This is a genomic window from Leptospira haakeii, from assembly GCF_002812045.1.
GTDB lineage: Bacteria > Spirochaetota > Leptospiria > Leptospirales > Leptospiraceae > Leptospira_B > Leptospira_B haakeii.
The window spans coordinates 1,100,259-1,120,400 of sequence record NZ_NPEG01000001.1; the positions used below are offsets into that span (position 1 = coordinate 1,100,259).

Sequence of the window (20,142 nt, forward strand, 5' to 3'; positions counted from 1 at the left end):
ACGAGCCTGATCCAGGCTCGTGAAATTAATCATAAATAATTCTCATTTTCTAATTTTTAAAATAGATGGTTGTTCAATCGTATTAGATTGATTAACTCGCAAATTACGCTATTTTGGGAGAAATAAATGGGAAAGTTAGGCACCATACTGACAGTATTGTCAATTGGTTTCATAACAAATTGTCTGATTTGGGACGCTGTCGGACTTACCGAAACTTACAGAGGAGACGAGGCTAAAAAGAAACTCATAGGTGCGGCCAGAGTAGGTGATTACTTTCTGGCTGATAGTACAAATAAAGCGGACGGATATACAGGTGACGAACTGATCTCTCGCACACTTCTTGATGTGATTATGGCATCTCTTATCAACGAAACGGTGATCAGCCTTAATGAATCTAGATATTATAGAAAGCGAGATGTAAATGAGTGCGCAAAAGTACTAAGCTATTCGGGTCCGATATTTGATTTTGATTCTTATGTGATGTATTCATTTAATTCTACGTGCAACTTGCGTCCTGATAATGAAATTATAGATACTCGTCCAAAAAAAGGTTCGGATAGCGAATCTAAAAAGGATAAATAATATCAATCCTTCCCTAAAAACAATCGTATACCTTTCGCGATCGTCTGCAAGGTTCTCGCCATCAGACCTTCTAACTTGGTCTGAAGGAATAATTCCATAATCAATTTCCTAAGAGCTAAATCGAAAGGAAGATTAAAATCATTCCAATCTACTCCGAAACGGAAAGGATAAGTTTCGGATTCCTCTTCTTCTCCCAAACCTGTATGTAATAAGGTTCCTTCGAAGTCTGTATGATTTTCATCTATATGTCTAAATTCTAATGTAAGATGCACTTGTTTTTTGAATAAAGGTAAAGGAATAATTTCCAGTCCCGCAAGTTCTCCCCAAGTGATCCCGCTTAAGGTGAGATATCCCCTGTCTCCACCTTTGAGTGTTCCTGTTCTGAGTAAACCTTCTCTCCCGAGTCTGCAAGAACCCATTCTGCTTCTAAAAAGAATTTCTAATGGAGAACCTGCGTCCAAAACTCCATTCTCTATTTTGATATCACGGATCTGAATATTGAATACTGGAGTTAATGTTTTGTCTTCTATGTCTATGCTGGAATGCGAAACTTTCTCCAATTTGAATTGGATCCTTCCTCTTTTGGGAAGATATTCTATCTTCTTCCTGGATTCTACTCTGTTTGTGTAATCCATGTGAAAGGAGCGAACATTGACTCCTCTGAATATTAATTTTCCTTTAAATAGATTAGAGAATGAGATCCTAAAATGTACAAAACTTCCTTTTGCATGAACTATATCTGTTCCGAGTTCTCCCGGGAAGAATATAGTAAAATGTCTGGCCCAAACCCAAAGTCCTGGTAGTAGAATACCCGGAGTTAACCAGCGAAACTTGAATAATCTAAAAGATATTATATTTACTAGAAGTTGTATAAAAGGCCCACTGAGCAGGAATTGCAGACCTAGGTAGCCGAATAATAGTAATAGGATCGGAAAGGGCATGAGAAGGAAGGCGACTATAAGTTCAGTCTTCGTCGCCGTCCGTATATTTATTATCTATGTTCTTCTTATCCATAGAAGAAATCTCTAACTCTCTTGCTAGATCTACCAAAAATTCTTTCTCTCTATCTGTGAATTTGCCGTCAGTCGTTACGATACATACAGCATCTTCGTAGAAGTTTACAGCTAGGACAGGATTCCCTTCTGCAAAGTCAGTGATCATTTTAATAGGAAGAGGAGATTCAAACACTTCAGACAATTCTTCAATTATCTCAGCCTTTTGATCTTGATGATGATCAAAGATACAATCCTTATCGAACATAGCTTTTACCATTTGTCCGACTAGATTTCCTTCCTTTCTATGAAAGACTCCATCTGCATGACAAGAATAAGACCAAAGACTGACTAGTACCTTGGCGTAATTCATCTTGAGTTGAAAAATCTCGGTTTCTCTATCCAGACTTTTCTGAAACTTTTCGTAAAACTCATGACCTGGTAGAACTTTGCTAGCCAAGGATGAAACCCTTTCCATTTTCAATGCCTTCCCTTTAAGGGTGTTCCCGTTTTTCCGATGTATTTTAACCCAACCTACGGTTTTGCAATGAAAATCCATGTTGATTTTGGGGGAATTTTTCTCAACCTGACTATGTGAGTTCCGAATCAAAACGAAAGATCCTCGTTACTTCTGCTTTGCCTTATGCGAATGGTCCTATTCATTTGGGCCATGTTTTGGAAGCAATCCAGACTGATGTTTATGTTCGTTATCAAAAATCTTTAGGCAATGAGTGTTATTTTTTCTGTGCGGACGATACGCACGGCACTCCCATCATGCTTGCAGCAAGAAAAGAAGGGATCACTCCGGAAGAATTGATCGACCGTGTTAGAGCGGAACATTACCGGGATCTCTCTGGCTTTTTAGTAGAATACGATAATTATTATACCACTAACTCTGAAGAAAATCGAATCCTTTCCGAAGAAATTTATCTTTCTCTAAAGGGTAAAGGCCATATCGCAGAAAGAGAAATTGAACAAGCTTATTGCGATACAGATAAGATGTTCCTTCCGGATCGTTTTATTAAAGGGACTTGTCCTAATTGTGGGACCCAAGATCAGTATGGGGATAGTTGTGAGAATTGTGGGGCAACTTATTCTCCCAAAGATCTAAAAGATTCTCATTGTTCCTTATGCGGAAATCCACCCGTTAGTCGAAATTCAAAACATATCTTTTTCAAGTTGGGAGATTTTGAAAGTTATCTTTCCAATTGGGTGGAAAAGGGTTCCCATGTTGCAGATGGTGTTCGCAAAAAACTGAAAGAATGGTTCGAAGCCGGGCTCCAAGATTGGGATATTTCTCGTGACGGACCTTATTTCGGTTTTAAGATCCCTGGTGAGACCGAAAAATATTTTTATGTTTGGCTGGATGCTCCGATCGGATATATGGCTTCCAGTTTGAATTATTTCAAAGGGGATCGTAAAAAATTCGATTCTTTCTGGAAAGATGAAAAGACGGAGATTTCCCATTTTATCGGTAAAGATATATTATATTTTCATACTTTATTCTGGCCCGCTACATTAGAAGGAGGCGGATATCGTTCCCCTACCCAAGTCCATGTTCACGGTTTTATTACCGTCAATGGGGAGAAGATGTCCAAGTCCAGAGGAACCTTCATCAAAGCGGAAGGCTATCTGAAACATTTGGACCCGGAACATCTTCGCTTTTATTTGGCGGGAAAACTCGGACCTGGAATGGACGATCTGGATCTTTCTTTCGATGATTATACCGCAAAAGTAAATTCGGACTTTGTAGGGAATTTCGTAAACCTGGTTTCCAGGGTTGCTACTTCTATATTAGATAAATTAGATAGAACTTTAGGGAGCCTTGATCCGGAAGGGAAGAAGATCCTGGATGAGCTTAGGAATTCCGAATCTAAGATCAGAGAATGGTACGAGACTCGAAATTATACAAGAGTTATGAAAGAATGTTCCCGCTTGGGTGATATTGCAAACAAGTATGTGAACGATCTTGCACCCTGGATCCAAATCAAATCGGATGCAGAAGCTGCTCGTAAAACAGTGACTGTTGCTTTGAATGCAGCAAGGATCCTTTCCATTTATTTATATCCTGTTCTTCCTAAATCAGGAGAGAAGGTGTATAAAATTTTAGGTTTAAACAAAAAGCCTGAGTTCTCAGATCTTGCTTCCGATCTGGAAAAAACAAAAGTGTCCGCTTATGAAATGATCACCAAACGTGTAGAGGAAAAATCGATTCAAACCATGTTAGAAGAAAACACTTTGGAAACTAAATCCGCTCAACCTGCAACTACTCCAGCTGCTCCTAAAACAGAAGGAGTTTTGGAAATTTCTATCGAAGATCTAAGCAAAGTAGATCTTCGAGTTGGTAAAATTATAGAAGCTGGTCCCGTAGAAGGCGCTGATAAATTGGTCCAAGTAAAATTGGATTTGGGCCTTCTTGGAACTAAGAACGTCTTTGCAGGAATCAAGGCTTCTTATCAACCTCAGGATCTTCTTGGATTGACGATCGTTGCTGTTGCGAACTTGAAACCGAGAAAGATGAAGTTTGGAGTTTCAGAAGCTATGCTTTTGGCTTCGGGAGAAGGCGAGAGTCTAAGCCTTTTTGTGCCTCATAGAGGTGCTAACCCTGGCGATAAATTGAAATAAACTCAGTCTAACAGCTAGTAGGAACGGACCTTGCCTTTAGAATTAGATATCTCCTATAGTTTTCAAAGGCTTTTGGAAAAGAGTAGGACGGTCTCTGGCCGCTTAATTTCTCGCCAGCTCACATTTATTATAGATTCCTTTTTAAGGACCAGATTTGAAAAGTCTTCCGGCATTTTAAAAAAAGGGGAAGAAGTAGCAGTAATCGCTTTGGGCGGTTACGGGCGTATGGAAATGGCTCCTCATTCGGATGTAGATATATTATATTTACATAATGGGGTTCCGGATTCTAAACTTTCCGAGATCATTTCTTCTATAAATACTTATCTTTATGATTCCGGGAAAGAAGTAGGGCACACCTGCAGAACTATCAAGGAATCATTTCGTTATTTGGATGATATGTCCAGCTTTCACGCGGTTTTAGACAGTCGATTCTTGACCGGCTCAAAGGAATTATTCAAAAAATATCAGGAGGAATTTTTAGCAAAACTTCCTCCTAAGTTTGCAACCAGATACAACCAAGCAAAAGAGGATCAACTTTCGGAAAGATTCCTAAGAGAAGGAAGGCCTATTCTTCTTTCGGAACCGAATTTAAAAACGGATCTATGCGGTTTGAGAGATATTCAGTATCTGTATTGGACCGAAAAATCCAGAAGTCCTATCCGTTCTCTTGGTGGACTTGCAGTCCTTCCTGTTTTCCAAAGTGGAGAAGTCCAAGCTTTGGAAGAAGCTTATGATTTTCTGATCCGAGTTAGGACCGCACTTCATATCCTTACCGGAAGAAAACATGATCGTTTGGATCTGAACCTTCAGCCCGAAGTGGCAGAGTATCTTGGCTTTGGTAAAAAAGAAGATATGCAAACTATAGAGAAGTTTATGAACACTCTTTATAGCCATCAGAAGAATATATTTTTTATCGTTCGTGTATATTTGGATTCTTTATTGGCGACTCAGAAAAAGGGAGAAGCCGAAAACTTCGACTATGAAGGTATTCGATTCTTAAAGATAGGGAATACGATTTTTCCTCCAAGCGAAGGAAATCTTTTTGCGGATCCTCATACATTATACAAAGATATTTTACTTACTTTTAGAATGATCCAAGAAACAGGCTTCGAAGTTTCCGGCGGATTATTGAGCGAAATCAGATTTGCTTCTCATTTTTTGGATGATGACTTCAGATATTCCGCGGAAGTAAACGGTAGTTTTATCAGCATTCTTCAGAATAAAAAAGACAGAGGAAAAATATTAAAATTAATGCATGAATGCCAGGTGCTTGGAGAACTTCTGCCTGAGTTCGGTGCATGTACAAATTTTCCTTTGTTTAGTTATCACCATGAGTTCACTGTGGATGAACATACTCTTCTAATCCTTCATGAATTGGATCGTTTGGATAAAGGCGAGTTCGAAGATAGAGAGATCTTGGAAGTTTACGGAGAATGTGAAAAGACAGAAATTTTGGCTTTGGCAATTCTTCTACACGATGCTGGAAAAGTAAAAGAAGGAGATCATTCGGAATACGGCGCAGAACTTGCAGTCTCTGTCGGGTCTCGTTTGGGTTTATCTGAAGAGGATACGGATCTATTCCGTTTTCTCGTAGAGAAACATATTCTGATGTCGGAACTTTCTTCCAAAAGGGATATTTCCGATAAGTTATTAATACGCAATTTTGCAAGAACAGTTTCTAATCCGGATCGACTCAAACTTTTATATATTCTTACTATCATAGATACCAAATCAGTGGGCACGAACGTTCTTACGAATTGGAAAAAGGCGATCTTAAACGTACTTTATAAAAATTCTATAGACTTCTTCAAAAATAAAAGAACCGATTCGGAAGATCCTCATGGAGAAGAAGAAAGAATTTCCCTCGCTAAGGATCTTGTAGCGTATCTAACGGAAAAAGAAGGACAGGATCCTAAAATTTCTAAAACGATTGCTTCTTTTGCATATTCAGTGATCCCTGAAAGTTTTTTAAAAACAGTCTCAAATCGGAAAATATTAAAATATTTTAAATCAATTACTTCTCTCAGCCAGGATATAAATTCGGTTTTACTATTGGATTCGGAGCAAGATCCCGCTTTCGTAACAGTAGAAGTGGTAAGCCGTAATATTCCTGAAATCTTATTAGATTTATGTTGTTCCGTTTCTTCCGAGGGCTTAAGTTTAGTTGGAATGCAAAGTTATACTTTTGAGGAATTCCAGATCCATATTCTTCAAATTACGGATCCTCAAGGTAGTGGAAATATTTCTTCTGAAAAACTCTCCAGGATGGAAGGAAAACTTAGGTTGATGGCTTCCGGAGAATTGCAAAGAGATAGTATTGCTTTTGAAAGAACCGAATGGAATCCACGTAAGACGATACCGGAAAGTATAATCAATCGTTCCGTTCGCTTTTCTAACGAAGATATTACAGATACCACCATTATGGAAGTCCGAATGCCTGATATGGTCGGTTTAGTGTATAGGATCTTAAGAAAAGTATTTGATTTTGGTTTAAAAGTTTCTCATTTAAGGGTCTCTACTTCTGCGGATTATGCTTATGACTCATTCTATCTCCAGACCAAGGACGGGGAACAGGTCAAAGATGCAGAATTGTTAAAGTCCCTGGAAGATAAGATCTTGAGAATCCAGCCAGTGGAAAGGATGACAGGGGAACTCGTTTTTTAAAAATGGTCCCCAGTATGGATTCGGGTAGTCGTTCCACAGTTACTTCTAAAAGAAAAAAAGAAATCGCGACATCTGTCAGGCCGATCAAAAAGCCTAGTCCTCCTCGCCGCAGCAAAAAAGTAGAAGCGGATTGGTGGAAGAACGCGGTAGTTTATCAAATCTATCCTAGAAGTTTTAAAGATACCAATGGGGACGGGATCGGCGACCTAGAAGGTATCATCCAAAAACTGGATTATCTGAACGACGGGACTCCGAACTCTCTAGGTATTGATGCTATCTGGCTTTCTCCTATTTATCCATCTCCTATGTATGATTTCGGATACGATATTTCGGATTACGAAAGTATCGATCCCGTATTCGGAAACTTGGAAACATTCAAACGTTTATTAAAGGAAGCTCATAAACGTAAGATCAGGATCATCATGGACCTGGTTGCAAATCATACTTCTCATCAACATCCTTGGTTTTTAGAATCTAAATCTTCCAAAGACAATCCAAAGAGAGATTGGTATATTTGGAGAGATCCAGTCGATGGAAAACCTCCGAATAATTGGATGGGAACTTTCGGTGGAAGAGCCTGGACCTTAGATAAAACCACAGACCAGTATTATTATCATTCTTTCTTAGCGGAACAACCGGACTTAAATTGGAGAAATCCAGAAGTTAAAAAAGCGATCTTCTCCATGGTCAAAAATTGGCTAGATCTAGGAGTAGATGGTTTCCGCTTAGACGTTGTGAATCTATTCGTTAAGGATTCAGAGTTAAGAAGTAATCCTCGCAAGAGATGGATCGCTAGACCTTTCGATCAGCAAAATCATATTTATGATCGTGACCGTCCTGAGATGCACGATATTTTAAAAGATCTCAGAAAACTTTTGGATTCGTACGGAGATAGAATGTCCGTTGGCGAAGTGATGATGGAGCCTCCCGGCACTAGCGCACTTCCTGCTTCTTATTACGGTGCAAAAGGTGACGAGCTTCATCTAGCATTCAACTTTGCTTTCTTCTACACTCCTTGGAAGGCGGAAAAATTCAGGGACGTGATTAAAGAATGGGAGAAGTATCTCCGAGACAAGGGTTGGCCGAATTATACATTAAGTAATCATGATTTCCGCAGGCATATCACCAGATATTCCAAAGGGAGAGAGACGACAGCCAGAGCAAAAATAGCAGCTCTAATGCTTTTGACCCTAAGAGGAACTCCGTTCTTATATTACGGAGAAGAGCTTGGGATGATGGATGAAAGGGTTCCTAAAAATCGCATCCAAGATCCAGTCGGAATTAGATATTGGCCGGTGTATCCGAGCCGTGACAATTGTAGACTTCCTATGTGTTGGTCCGGAGATGTGAATGGCGGATTCAGCAATGGAGAACCTTGGCTTCCTGTTTTTTCCAGATACGAATCCGTAAATGTGGAAACCCAGTCCAGATCCATCGAAAGTTTATTAAATTTTTATAAAAAGCTAATATGGCTTAGAAAAGGGAATGAGATCCTAAAAAAAGGGACTCTTGCCCTGGATTACGATTCTCCTCCTGGAGTTCTACAATACACCAGAGAGTTCGAAAAGAAAAAATGTCTGATCATTTTAAACTTTGAGAATGAATCCAAAAAGATCGTAGCAAACGCGAACCGTACCGCTCAGATACTTATCTCTACTCATAGAAAACCTGAGAAGATGGAGATCCCAGTGGTATTCGAGATTGCACCTTATGAAGGTTTGGTTTTAGAATATTAAGAAAAACCCGTTTTTCTAGTTCTAAAACCATTGCTATACTTTTTCTTCCAAACAAACGATGTTCGATCCATAACATTCCGAACTAAAAAGTTCTGGCAGTCGAGTTGTATTCGCTTATGATAGTGGTATTCAGGTCGCCGTTCTTTAAAAGGAAATATTATGAATCATCCATTACGTTTAGCCGAGAACCCGGGTTTATCTTCTTACGACTTAACCGGATATAAAGGAAATAGAGGTAAAAACTTTTACGAAGAGGACAAGATCCTCCAAAGAGTTATAGAAAGATACTCTTCAGACTACAAACCGGATCATAAAAAAGCGATGGTCGATCATCTCCAAGGTTACGGAGAATTGGTCGGAGGTATCTTAGACGAACTCACCGAGGCTTCACATAAAGAAGGTAAATACGGAGAAGTAGTCAAATATGATCGTACAGGAAATCGTATAGACCATATCGCTTATTCCCACGAACAAAAACTTTCCAGAAAAATTTCCTACGATTACGGAATTGTTAATTTAGATTTTCATGATGAATGGAAGTTTCCTTTTACCGACCTTCATAGACAGGCTTTGACTTATCTTGCCAACCAAAATGGAGAAGGAGGAGTAACCTGTCCTTTGGCAATGACTGAGGGTATGATTAGAGTTCTTCAGGGAATCGGAACGGAAGAACAGAAAAAGAAATACCTTCCTCTGGTCGCAGGAAAGGGTTCCTTCTCTCATTTTATGGCAGGACAATATGTTACCGAGAGAGTAGGCGGGAGTAATGTAGGTGCTAACCGTACAATCGCTCGTAAAGGTGAGAACGGAAAGTGGATCTTAAACGGAGAAAAATGGTTCTGCTCCAATCCGGGAGATCTTTGGGTTACCACAGCTAAGATAGAAGATACCGAAACAGTAGGTTTGTTTCTGGTCCCAAGGATCAAGGATAATGGGGAACTGAATGGTCATCATATATTAAGAAAAAAAGATATTATAGGCTCAAAAGGAAAACTCACCGTAGAGATAGTTTATGAAGATCTGGAAGCTGAGGCTTTAGGAAGACCGGCTCATGGGATCGCAAATCTCATTCGTTATGTGATCCGAACTTCCAGGGTTCATGTGGGTCTTGCTGCTTCCGGAATGTCCAGACGGGCATTTATGGAAGCTAGAGAATATTCCAGATACAGAACAGCGTATGGGAAGAAGATCCAGGATTTTCCTGCATATTCCAGAGAACTTGCAGAAATGAGGATTCTTTACGCCGCTATGGTTATGCCGATTTTCCGTGGAATCGACTGGACACAAAAAGGAATTCTAGCGGAGCAAATCTCCACTCCTTTGATGAAATATAGATCTTCTTCACTTTCATCTCAGATCACTCATAGAGCGATTATGGCCTTAGGTGGTTCCGGAATTATCGGTGATTACACTTGTTTGCCAAGACTTCATAATGATTGTATTATCAACGAGACCTGGGAAGGAACTCACTTGATCATAACGGATCACGCATTAGGTGCTATGAACCGTGCAAAGATCAGAGATTCATTCGTTTCAGAATTAAAGAAAAATTTTGACTCTGCTAAAAAATACCCTGAGCTAAAAGTATCTGCAGAATTTGGAGAAAATCTTCTATTAGATTGGAATAAGAGTATAGAAGAAAAGCCTAGAGAATGGAAGGAAACTTATAGAGTGGATCTTTCCGATCAGGCTTACGGTGCGCTTGTTCTTTCTGAATTTTTGGAGCAGGCAGTTTTTGATAGAACATCCGGTTCTAAAAAATCTAAATTTGATTCCTTTGCGAAAGGTTTCGGTTCTTTCTTATTTAGGACTCTTCCTAAAACTTTCGGAGATTATGAATCTTTCCGTTTGGACCAGGAAGAAGTAGACGAGATCGTGAATTGGTAATCGCGACAGCGATACGCAGGACGCGAAGCGATCACGGCCTATAAGAATTATATTCAGGATATTGAATATGATTCGGCCGGATCGGAGCGTAAGCGTAGTCCGGAGTAGCGCGGTCCGAGCGAAGCGAGAGGGTCGCCCCAATCGCTTGTCGGATTGCGTTTAGAAAGTTAAGCCAGTTTAGGAGCAAAAACTTTCTCCATTTGTGCCTGTGGAATTGCTCCCACCACCTTTTCAGCGATTTCTCCGCCTTTGAATAACATCAGAGTCGGAATGGACTGAACTCCGTATTGTTGAGCCAATTCAGGTTTTTCGTCTATATTGACTTTTACTACGGTGACTTGCCCTGGGTGAGCTTGCGCAAATTTTTCCAGCTCAGGGGCTACCATTTTACAAGGACCGCACCATTCGGCCCAGAAATCTACTAGGATGGGTTTATCATGTGTTTTGAGAAGTTCGTTGAATGAACCAGGCATTGTGTTTTCCATACAAAGATTAGACTCATTCTAAATCGAATGGGAAGTCGTTTTTGGAAGTTTGGAGAATTTTTTGGGATTTGTTCGGACCTGACTGAAATTATTTATAAGCCGATCAGGCTAAATTTCCTTGTGTAAATTGTATGACAAAAGTTTGTGTGTATAGAGCAAATACATTCGGCAATTCTTAAATTATAATATGCTATATACAAAAATTCTTATTTCATTTTTATTTTTTAATAGATCTATCTTTTCCCAGGATCCTCCTAATGAAAAGCCTAAAGAAAAGCCTAAAGAAATTCAAGAGCAACTGCAAACTTGGATTGCAGGGGCAAAAGATGAAAATGGAACTCCGATCCAAGATTTCTTTTTTGGAAGTTCCTCTGCTAAAAGAAAAATGCCAAAATATTTTTCTATTTATCCCGGGTTTAATGTAGAAGAGATAACGGTGGATATTAGCGGAAAAGGGAATGAAGCTATAATGAGTCAGGTAACCTCTAACAAACCTAGTTGGTTATTCGATTTGAAATCAAAAGAATTTCAAATTTCGGAATGGATTGGTGTTCACCTTTTAGTCCACAATTCAGATTTTTATTTAGATAAGCAGGTAGTTCAAGAGGATCCATACGCGGCTTCCGATCCGTTTTCGGAAGATAAAAAGTCTTCAAATAAGCGAACTAGTCGAGATGTCGGTACTAGAATGAATGGGAACTATTCTATGGCGATGCCTGTTATCTATGTGGGTAGAGATAATGAGGATTCTTGGCGTTTTGGTTTGGGCTTTGGGCCTGCGAACGTTAGGCTGACCGGAACCGCGGACTTTTTTAAATCTTCCGATATTTTCACATATACGGAAGGGATGTATGCTAATCGAACAGATTATTTAAATCAACTGAGTATGATGCAATTTTACAACGGAAATATTAATTTTCGCGAAGGAGATCCTGTAGTTAGTTATCTATTAGCGAATTTAAGCCAAGGAAATAACTTAGAATTATTAGGTCTCTATTATGCTTCAAAAGGATTATTGAATGTAGATCCTTTTCTTCTTTTTTTCGGAGATAGAACTAAATACTCTGATTTGGAATTAGTAACTCTAAATAGCCTTGCCAGATCTCAAGTAAATGTCCACGCGACGAGTGTCTTTTCCTATATGATCTTTATTGAAACTGGTAAATTAGGTTTTGTTAAGTTTAGGCTTGCATTAGGAGGCCCCATATTTAAGCAACAAGGCTATACATACGAGTTTCGAAACCTTCAATTTTCTGCATATATGCCGATTGAATTTTAACACTCGATCTTAAAAACTTATAGTCCGCATGCAACGCGACTATCCCAATAAATTTCTAAGAGCAGATTCCAGATTCGGGTATCTAAATTTATAACCCAGCTCCTGGAGTCTTTTTGGCACCACTCTTTGTCCATGAGTTGCCACGATGGCACCTTCGCCTAATGCTAGTGAGAGTGCAAAGGAAGGAACTCTTGTGAAGGAAGGGCGTCCTAAAGTTTTTGCAAGTGCCTTGCTAAACTGCTCATTGGAAAGCGGTTCAGGAGATACAAGGTTAAACGCTCCTTTTGCTTCTTCTTTTCTGATCAGGAACATGATTGCAGAGAGTTGGTCTTCGATATGGATCCAAGATAGGATTTGGTTTCCGCTCCCGATCGGTCCGCCTGCAAATAATTTGAATGCAGGAAGCATTGTGGCTAGCGCTCCGCCTTCGGTGGTTAGAACAACTCCTGTTCTTAGAAGAATAGTTCGGATGCCCGCCTTTTCTGCTTCTAAAGCTTCTTCTTCCCAGTCTTTACATAGACTGCCTAATTCATCGTCTGCTGCAGGACTATCTTCGTCGAAGGGTGGAGTTCCTGCATCATAAGATCCGTAGATCCCGATTGCAGAAGAGTTAAAGAATGTTTTGGGTGCGAACTCTCCCATGGATATGAGTCTAGCAACAAGGTCCCTAGTAAAGTCTACACGAGAAGAGCGGATTCTTTGTTTGTATTCCGGGGTCCAGCGAACTCCAGCGATTGGTTCGCCTGCTAGGTTTATTAGAACGTCTACTCCTTCAAGATCAGCTCTGGTTGGGAGAGAGCCTATTCTAACATCCCATTCTGAAATTCTTTGGAGTCTAGGCGGCAATTTTCCACTTCGGCTAAAAATGCGGACTCTATGTCCTTCTGCCTTCAAGCGGATCGCTAACATGGATCCTATGAGTCCCGTGCCGCCGGTAATTCCAATAAGCATTTCGCGAACCGCCTTTGAGAAATTTCTTTCCGGATCATAATTCGAAATTGGTTTTCTTTCGACAAGAAGAAAGGAAATCCTTCTTGATTCCGGGTTAGGAAATCGACATACTTGAATGAGTGGATTTTTTTAAATTGAACGCCGTTTCAAAAACTTGGGCAGCGGTTTTCGTTGCCGGACTGGTTTTTTCCAATTATTATTTGTATTCTACCACGAATTCCAAATTGGAATCCTATAAATCCGAGCCTCCTTTTTTACGTTTCGATTTCACTGATTCTTATTTAGTGGATCGTTCTTCTCAGGCACCTTATTTGGCTGACGGAAATTTGGATACTGAGTGGAGAAAGTTAAGACCTTCTTCCATGAAAGTGGATTTTGATCTGGAGTTAAGACTCTCCCATCGATTGAAATCCGGGTCTTATGTTCCGACGAACTGGAAAGGTCTGAAAGTAATTGCTTGTTCTAAAAATACTCCCCCTCTTTCTCTCAAAGTTTTAGAAAGAGAGGCGATCAATGTGGATAAGGAATCCAGACTCCCAGATGATACTGAATATAGTTCTATTCTTTTGGATTTTTCGGGATCTGAAACTGCTATCGTTTATTTAAAGAAGGACGCGGGCTCTGTTCCTCAAAAAGACTATCCGAATGGGATTTGGATCTGGGCAGTGCAAGGAATATTCCAAAATATCGGCCCTGACTCTTGTATTAAAGATATTCAACTCTTCGAATAAGAGCTGAGGTGTTGAATGAATTTTTCGGAAACCGGCAGAATTGATTTACCTGAATACAAAGCCGGTGGCCGAGAAAGATTATTTATCTTTTTATCCATCACGACATTCAGCATTGCAGTTTTTGAAGAAGTTCGAATCTTATATGTTGTTCCGGTGCTTCTTCTCCTATTTTTGTTGATCGGATTTCAATTCAAATGGAAATCCTTATTATATCTTAATATTCCTTTATTCGTATTAACTTTTATTAATATATTTCCTTATGCCAAAAATCTTTGGCCTGGGACATTGATTTTTTCGCTAGTTTTTTACTTCTTTGCTTTTTCAAAAATTCGAGAGGCCGGGTTATTTCGTTGGCTAACAAAGGGAGAAGTTTCCAAACAAGTTTTGGGACTTTCTATTCTATTTGTCCTATCCGCTAGTATCGCTTTGTTTCTTTGGTTTTATCTTTTGGATCCTGATATCAGTGATATTAAAGATAATTTTCCAAAAGGAGATGTCTATTTACTAATCGCAGCAGGAATCGGTTTTGCGATCATAAATGCAATTGCGGAAGAATTTTTATTCAGAGGGATTTTATTCGAGGCATTGCTTACAGCAAGGTTTTCACTTTTTTGGGCTCTTATTTTTCAAGCGATCAGTTTTGGAATTTTACATCTAAATGGATTTCCGCGTGGCTGGGTAGGAGTGGGTCTTGCTGGAATCTACGGTTTGATGACGGGACTTATTCGGATTTTGAGTAAGGGAATTTATTATCCGGTGCTCGTGCATTTTTTTGCGGATATTACGATTGCAGGGATCGTTTTGTTTTTTGCGAATTAGGAATCGGGTCGCTCTGGATTTTCGAAAGTTTTTTGGTTTTATTAGTTGCTTTTGGCAACTATAGGCACTAATATTTCTTTATGAAAGACCATGTAGATTCTATTCGTGAATTCAATAGGTACTATACGAACGCTTTAGGACTCTTAAATAATCATTTTTTGAATAGTGAATATTCTCTGACGGAAGCGAGATTATTATACGAGATCAGGCATTCTAAAGATATTACTGCCGGCCAATTAGTCCGTTTATTAAATTTAGATAAAGGTTACCTAAGTAGGACAATCCAACAATTTGAGAAGAAGGGAATTTTAAAAAGAACTCCAAGTCGAAATGATTCGCGTATTCTTCATTTGGAGCTTACCAAAAAAGGAAAAGATGTTTTATCCAAATTAATCTCAGCTTCGAATTCACAAATTTCAGGTTTGCTCAAAGATTGTTCCGATCCAGATAAAAATGAATTAGTCTCTTCTATGAATTTAATAATAAGGGTCCTTTCCAAGGAACTATCTCCCGTGATTTATCGGGAAGCAAGGATTGGAGATCTAGGTTATATGATCCATAGACAGGCTGTATTATACCGAGACGAATATAAGTTCAATGATTCTTTCGAAGAGTATTTGATACAAGGGATGTTGGAATATCTAAAAAACAAAACTGAATTTGATAGGGTATGGATAGCAGAATCGAATGGAAATATTGCAGGTGCGATCTCGATCATTCATTCCGAAAAGAATCTTTCCCAAATTCGTTGGTTTTACACTGAACCTAAATTTAGGAATTTAGGAATTGGAAAAAATCTACTAACCCTTGCGGTAGATTATGCAAAATCAAAGAATGTTTCCATTTTTCTTTGGACCTTGAACAATTTGGATGCTGCGAGAAATTTATATAAACGTTTCGGCTTTGTTCTTTCTGAATCTAAGCAGAATCAAGTTTGGAAGAAAAACCTAACGGAAGAGAGATGGGATTTGGGAAGAAAACTGGGGTGAACGACGGGGCTTGCCGTTACGCAGTCTCGCATCCTGCTCGACTTGGCTCCACGGCGTCTTTTGCACTCGCTTCGCCATCCTGGCTCGCGGCGCGTTTGTGACGCTCTCTACGGATCGCTGCAAACACTTGCGTGCAAAAGCTTCAAGCCGTCTTTCATATTGAGCTGATTTGATTCTTACGGATTGGAAGAAAACTGGGGTGAACGACGGGGCTTGAACCCGCGACAGCCAGAACCACAATCTGGAGCTCTACCAACTGAGCTACGTCCACCATATTTGGTGACCCGAGAGGGATTCGAACCCCCGACCCACTGCTTAGAAGGCAGTTGCTCTATCCAACTGAGCTACCGAGTCTCTTTGAGAAAGAGGAATTCGGGATGACAGGATTTGAACCTGCGACCCTCTGTACCCAAAACAGATGCGCTACCACTGCGCTACATCCCGGATCGAAGTCCATGATTTCGCGGAAGGGCGAGGTGTCAAGTCGCTTGTCTATTTGTTTGAGATAGTTTTTTCAAGTGTTCTAAAATGATATCTTCGGTTGGAGCTTTGGTAATTGCTTTTTCGAAGGCTTTTCTGGCTTCTTCCGGTTTTCCCAATTTGGAAAGCAGAACTCCGAAAGAATCCAGATATGCTGGATTATCCGGATCCAACTGCAGAGCACGTTTGATGTTTTCCATCGCCAGTTTGAGATCTTCCGGATTTGGTTCTTTCCCCTCTAAGAGCAGATATGCTACCGAATTTAGGCTATTTTTTTGTTCCGGCCTCAATCGCAAAATTCTCAAGTGAGTTTCGATTGCCGCTTTCGTGTCCCCGGACTTTTCCAATGCGGACGCTTTTAAGGAAAGAAGAATGATATCATCCAGTGAAAGTTTGAGACGCTCTTCCGTTTTTGCCAGAGCGGATTTATAATCTCCAGTCCGGATTAAAGAGTAGATCATCATCCTAAATGCGTTATCTCTCTCCGAGAATTTTGGGAATTCCTCCATGAGCTCTTCGATAACCGAAACGCATTTTTTGTGGTTTCCCGTCCTGGAACAACATATTGCAAAATTATAAAGTAGCTCCGGATCTTTTCCCGTCTCGGACATTTCCCGATCGATCAAAGTGAGTGCGATCGTATAATTCTCTTTTAGAATTTCAGTGAAAATTCTTCTTTTGGCTGGGATCTTTCTGGAAGTTTTCTTTTCCATTTACTTCGATTTAACCCGGATCTTTTTTTTAAATTCTTCTAATTCAAGCAAGGAAGTTTGATCTAAACCCAAAGGTGTGATCGGGATTTTTCCACGGAAGAATATATCAAAATCAGTACCTTCTTCAGGAACATGCCCAAGGTCAGAACCCCCTAAGAAGAAGTCTGAGATCCCACCTATAATCGGTTTAGCCTCGTAAGTGTCCACATAGGTTCTTCTGCCTAACTTCGCTAATTCTATAGAAGAAAGTGAGTTCTCGAATTTTTCCGGAATATTGATATTATATACGGTCCCAGGAATAAATTCGTCTATCCATGAATTTAGGACCTCGCGAACCAATTCGGCTTCTTTAATATAGTCGTAGTTTTTGTCCCAGTTTCCTGAACTGACTGCGACACTTTTTTTGTTATGAATGGCTCCGTGTCTTGCGGCTCCGACCGTTCCTGAATAGTGAACGTCATGTCCCATATTCACTCCTCGGTTGATCCCGGAGAGCACCAAATCGATTTTCGGGAAGATATTTCCATGTAGCCCTATGTTCACGCAGTCTACAGGGAACCCATCTACGATATAATGATTTTCGTTTACTCTTTCTACCCTCAAAGAATCATGAATGCTCAATGCCATAGAAGTTGCGGAACGTTCTTTTAGAGGAGCTATCAGATAGGTATTATGTTCTTTCCCTAAAACTTTTTCCAAAGCAAGGATCCCGTTGGAAGAGATCCCGTCATCGTTGGTGATTAGAATATTCATATTATATGTTATGGAAGAGAAGGATTGAACGATGTGATCATCGCCGAATACATAGCTAATGGTAGGAAGAAGGTCACAATAAAGGTGATAATATTGATCCGAAAGGAATCTTTAAACTTTAGATCATAGATGTAAGAAGTCCCACGAACCAATACTGTCATAAACAATCCATAATGGATCGAATATAATGTAATCACTCCGAACCCACCTTTTACTCCTAGTTGCGCGAGCAGGATTGCCCAAGCTGCGTTGGAGATAAAAAGAGAAAGAGCAAGATTCACGAATCTAAATGTAGTATTTGCGTTTCCCTTTTTTCCATTGGATTGAGCAAGTCCGTCCACAATGAATGCGATCGCGTAGGGTAGAAGCATGAAGAATAATAAGTGAGTCAATGCTGCTATCAGAAATTGTCCGAAACTTCTGCCAGTAAATGGAGGAGTGATGAACACGTAACCTGCTCCCGCACTTAATGCCGCAAGTATCAGGACCAACCCGCCTACTAATTTAAGCGGATAAATACCCCAAGAAGAAATTACATTCTCTACTCGAAACGGCTCGAATAGCACCGCATCTAAAAGATCTATAAATCTGTTGAATAATTCTTTCAACACAGGATTACCATGCCATCGAATGCGGGTATAAAACTAAAACAGGAGAACGTTTGAGTTCTTGTAGGAATACTTTTTCTCCGCTGAAAAATCCTCCCGACTTTGTCTGCATCAATTGGAAGAATCTATCCCAAGGATTTGCTTCTTCTTCGAATAATGGAAGAATGCCATCATAGTTACAAAGTTTGGAAAGTTCTGCTAATGCTTCTCTTCTGCCACCGATATCATCTACCAATTTGTTTCTGAATGCATCTTGTCCGGAGTAGATCCTTCCTTCGGCCAGGGCTTCTACAAATTTTACCGTTTGATTTCTTCCTTTAGCTACATCTTCGATAAATTCTTCGTACGTATCTGAGAGCATCTTTTGGATCATCGCATCTTCTTCTGGAGTATTGTCCCTGAAAAGAGAAAGTGAATCTTTATACTTTCCTTCTTTAAAAGTGCGAACTTTGACTCCGTATCTTTCTAGAAGACCTTTAATATTTGGAGCGATAGCGATCACTCCGATGGAGCCAGTCAAGGTTCCGCCTAATGCGAAAATTTTATCCGCAGCAGAGGCTATATAATACCCCCCGGAAGCGGCGATGTCCTTCATGGACACTACGACCTTTTTGTTTTTATCTTTTCTGAGATACATTAACTCTTTGTAGATCTCTTGAGAGGCACCGACGGATCCACCTGGAGAGTTGATCTCCACTAAGATGCCTACGATATTAGAATCGTCTTCTATCGATCTGAGTTGTTCCAATATGGTTTGAGCTCCGGCAGAATCATAGCTGGAACGTCCGGAGTGGATCTCTCCTTCTATCTTGATAAGAGCTGCTCCCAATCTATCGGTCCCGAATCCGGAACCGGCATCTACTTTCGTTAGTTTGGAAGAAGATACATTGGATACTAAATTAATAAGTCCTACGAATAAGGAGAGAATGGTGACTACAAAGGTGACTGCTAATGCGATACGATTTCGGTCCACAATTAGAGTGGATCTTGGTACCGATCCCCTGTCAATGAAATAGCGAGGTTTGGTTTCGCTCTAGAAAGCTGGCCGGTTTCTCTTGACCAGGGGATATGTTTAATATGTGTATCAATATAGATATAGGGGTGCGAGTTTGTTTAGAAAATTATCAATATCACTTTTGTTCGCAGTTATAATTGGGTGCAGTACTTATGGAAAAGTGATCATCATAAAAGACGATTTTAAAAAATCACATATCGTCACTATGAAAATGTGGAAAATATCGAAAGAGGAAGATACTTGGGCAAGATATCATACCATTTTTGATTTTTCTAGAGAGGTCAGTGGGACAAAAACGAGTTCTACAGTAGTGCGGTTTACGGTCATGGCGACTGCAAATAGTTATCCTCTGGAAAGAAGTGGCTTTATTCGGGTCGGAACAAAGGATTCCGCTTTGGTTTTGGGAAATTTAGATGCTCGTTCTGTGACAACTTATAATACCGATGTTACGACCACTACTACCACGAAAAATAATCCTACAGGACTTTCCAATTCCACTAGCTCGTTTGGAAAAAATCAATCTACAGAGACTAAAACTTCTATGAGTACTCATAGCAGCACTCATAAAGAACTCACCGGTGCATTTTTGCTAACAAAAGAGCAGGAGGCGGAAATATTGGTATCCAAATATTTTGCAGTTAGGTTTTATTCGGGGGCCCTGCCGATTACGATCTCGTTTGAAGAGAATGATCTGGAGAATTTGAAAAAATTTCTAAGAGCGAAACCTGGAATGGAACAAGAGTGATATTTTCTATATTATTAGTTTAGAATAAAATATAAATCTAAATACATTTCCGGATATTAGAGCGTTATCTAAAATGAGATAACGCTCT

General features: G+C 39.8%; 18 protein-coding genes and 3 tRNA genes. 10 read left to right on the forward strand and 11 right to left on the reverse strand.

Going from position 1 to position 20,142, the window contains the following annotated elements:
• Positions 1-126: 126 nt before the first annotated feature.
• Entirely contained in the window at positions 127-582 is a 456-nt protein-coding gene (locus CH377_RS05210; RefSeq protein ID WP_100722708.1) for a TIGR04452 family lipoprotein, read from the forward strand.
• Between the two features lie 2 nt (positions 583-584).
• Here the strand turns inward: CH377_RS05210 and CH377_RS05215 are convergent, their stop codons facing one another.
• Complete coding sequence (locus tag CH377_RS05215; protein WP_100722709.1) at positions 585-1,523, reverse strand: hypothetical protein; 939 nt, start codon at positions 1,521-1,523, stop codon at positions 585-587.
• Positions 1,524-1,545: 22 nt separating this feature from the next.
• Entirely contained in the window at positions 1,546-2,052 is a 507-nt protein-coding gene (locus CH377_RS05220; RefSeq protein WP_100711248.1) for a tellurite resistance TerB family protein, read from the reverse strand.
• Between the two features lie 116 nt (positions 2,053-2,168).
• On the opposite strand from CH377_RS05220, the gene metG reads away from it, so the two are divergent.
• From metG to CH377_RS05240, 4 genes are all read left to right on the forward strand, one after another.
• Positions 2,169-4,199, forward strand: coding sequence for a methionine--tRNA ligase (metG, locus tag CH377_RS05225; RefSeq protein ID WP_100722710.1), 2,031 nt, complete (start codon positions 2,169-2,171; stop codon positions 4,197-4,199).
• Positions 4,200-4,229: 30 nt separating this feature from the next.
• On the forward strand, positions 4,230-6,863 hold the full coding sequence (locus tag CH377_RS05230; RefSeq protein ID WP_100722711.1) for a [protein-PII] uridylyltransferase family protein: 2,634 nt from the start codon (positions 4,230-4,232) through the stop codon (positions 6,861-6,863).
• Positions 6,864-6,877: 14 nt separating this feature from the next.
• The gene (locus CH377_RS05235) at positions 6,878-8,599 is read left to right on the forward strand and encodes an alpha-glucosidase (RefSeq protein WP_100722832.1); all 1,722 of its coding nucleotides are present in this window, start codon (positions 6,878-6,880) and stop codon (positions 8,597-8,599) included.
• A gap of 159 nt (positions 8,600-8,758) precedes the next feature.
• Positions 8,759-10,486 carry an acyl-CoA dehydrogenase family protein gene (locus tag CH377_RS05240; RefSeq protein WP_100722712.1) on the forward strand — a complete coding sequence of 576 codons (1,728 nt, stop codon included), beginning with the start codon at positions 8,759-8,761 and terminating at the stop codon, positions 10,484-10,486.
• A gap of 167 nt (positions 10,487-10,653) precedes the next feature.
• On the opposite strand, the gene trxA is transcribed toward CH377_RS05240, so the two are convergent.
• Positions 10,654-10,959 (reverse strand): thioredoxin, encoded by a 306-nt coding sequence (trxA, locus tag CH377_RS05245; RefSeq protein WP_086447225.1) that lies wholly within the window; start codon positions 10,957-10,959, stop codon positions 10,654-10,656.
• A gap of 199 nt (positions 10,960-11,158) precedes the next feature.
• Between trxA and CH377_RS05250 the strand changes: the two genes are divergently transcribed.
• A complete protein-coding gene (locus CH377_RS05250; RefSeq protein WP_100722713.1) occupies positions 11,159-12,250 on the forward strand; it encodes a hypothetical protein in 1,092 nt (363 codons plus the stop codon).
• A 39-nt stretch (positions 12,251-12,289) separates the two neighbouring features.
• Here CH377_RS05250 and CH377_RS05255 read toward each other — a convergent pair whose 3' ends face one another.
• Positions 12,290-13,201, reverse strand: coding sequence for a TIGR01777 family oxidoreductase (locus tag CH377_RS05255; protein ID WP_100722714.1), 912 nt, complete (start codon positions 13,199-13,201; stop codon positions 12,290-12,292).
• 134 nt (positions 13,202-13,335) lie between these two features.
• On the opposite strand from CH377_RS05255, the gene CH377_RS05260 reads away from it, so the two are divergent.
• From CH377_RS05260 to CH377_RS05270, 3 genes are all read left to right on the forward strand, one after another.
• The gene (locus tag CH377_RS05260; RefSeq protein WP_243402060.1) at positions 13,336-13,932 is read left to right on the forward strand and encodes a hypothetical protein; all 597 of its coding nucleotides are present in this window, start codon (positions 13,336-13,338) and stop codon (positions 13,930-13,932) included.
• Between the two features lie 15 nt (positions 13,933-13,947).
• Positions 13,948-14,751, forward strand: a complete 804-nt coding sequence (locus CH377_RS05265; RefSeq protein ID WP_100722716.1) for a CPBP family intramembrane glutamic endopeptidase — start codon at positions 13,948-13,950, stop codon at positions 14,749-14,751.
• A gap of 80 nt (positions 14,752-14,831) precedes the next feature.
• Positions 14,832-15,740: a bifunctional helix-turn-helix transcriptional regulator/GNAT family N-acetyltransferase gene (locus CH377_RS05270; RefSeq protein WP_100722717.1), complete on the forward strand. Its 909-nt coding sequence runs from the start codon at positions 14,832-14,834 to the stop codon at positions 15,738-15,740.
• A gap of 195 nt (positions 15,741-15,935) precedes the next feature.
• Here the strand turns inward: CH377_RS05270 and CH377_RS05275 are convergent.
• The 7 genes from CH377_RS05275 to sppA all read right to left on the reverse strand — a co-directional run bounded on the left by CH377_RS05275 (position 15,936) and on the right by sppA (position 19,267).
• Positions 15,936-16,011: transfer RNA gene (locus CH377_RS05275), tRNA-His, on the reverse strand.
• A gap of 6 nt (positions 16,012-16,017) precedes the next feature.
• Positions 16,018-16,094, reverse strand: a tRNA-Arg gene (locus CH377_RS05280).
• Positions 16,095-16,112: 18 nt separating this feature from the next.
• A tRNA-Pro gene (locus tag CH377_RS05285) sits at positions 16,113-16,184 on the reverse strand.
• A gap of 35 nt (positions 16,185-16,219) precedes the next feature.
• Positions 16,220-16,933 carry a tetratricopeptide repeat protein gene (locus CH377_RS05290; RefSeq protein WP_100722718.1) on the reverse strand — a complete coding sequence of 238 codons (714 nt, stop codon included), beginning with the start codon at positions 16,931-16,933 and terminating at the stop codon, positions 16,220-16,222.
• On the reverse strand, positions 16,934-17,686 hold the full coding sequence (surE, locus tag CH377_RS05295; RefSeq protein WP_100722719.1) for a 5'/3'-nucleotidase SurE: 753 nt from the start codon (positions 17,684-17,686) through the stop codon (positions 16,934-16,936).
• Positions 17,687-17,694: 8 nt separating this feature from the next.
• Entirely contained in the window at positions 17,695-18,297 is a 603-nt protein-coding gene (locus tag CH377_RS05300) for a hypothetical protein (RefSeq protein ID WP_100722720.1), read from the reverse strand.
• A 4-nt stretch (positions 18,298-18,301) separates the two neighbouring features.
• Positions 18,302-19,267, reverse strand: coding sequence for a signal peptide peptidase SppA (gene sppA / locus CH377_RS05305; protein ID WP_100722721.1), 966 nt, complete (start codon positions 19,265-19,267; stop codon positions 18,302-18,304).
• A gap of 202 nt (positions 19,268-19,469) precedes the next feature.
• On the opposite strand from sppA, the gene CH377_RS05310 reads away from it, so the two are divergent.
• Entirely contained in the window at positions 19,470-20,054 is a 585-nt protein-coding gene (locus tag CH377_RS05310) for a hypothetical protein (RefSeq protein ID WP_100722722.1), read from the forward strand.
• Positions 20,055-20,142: the final 88 nt, after the last annotated feature.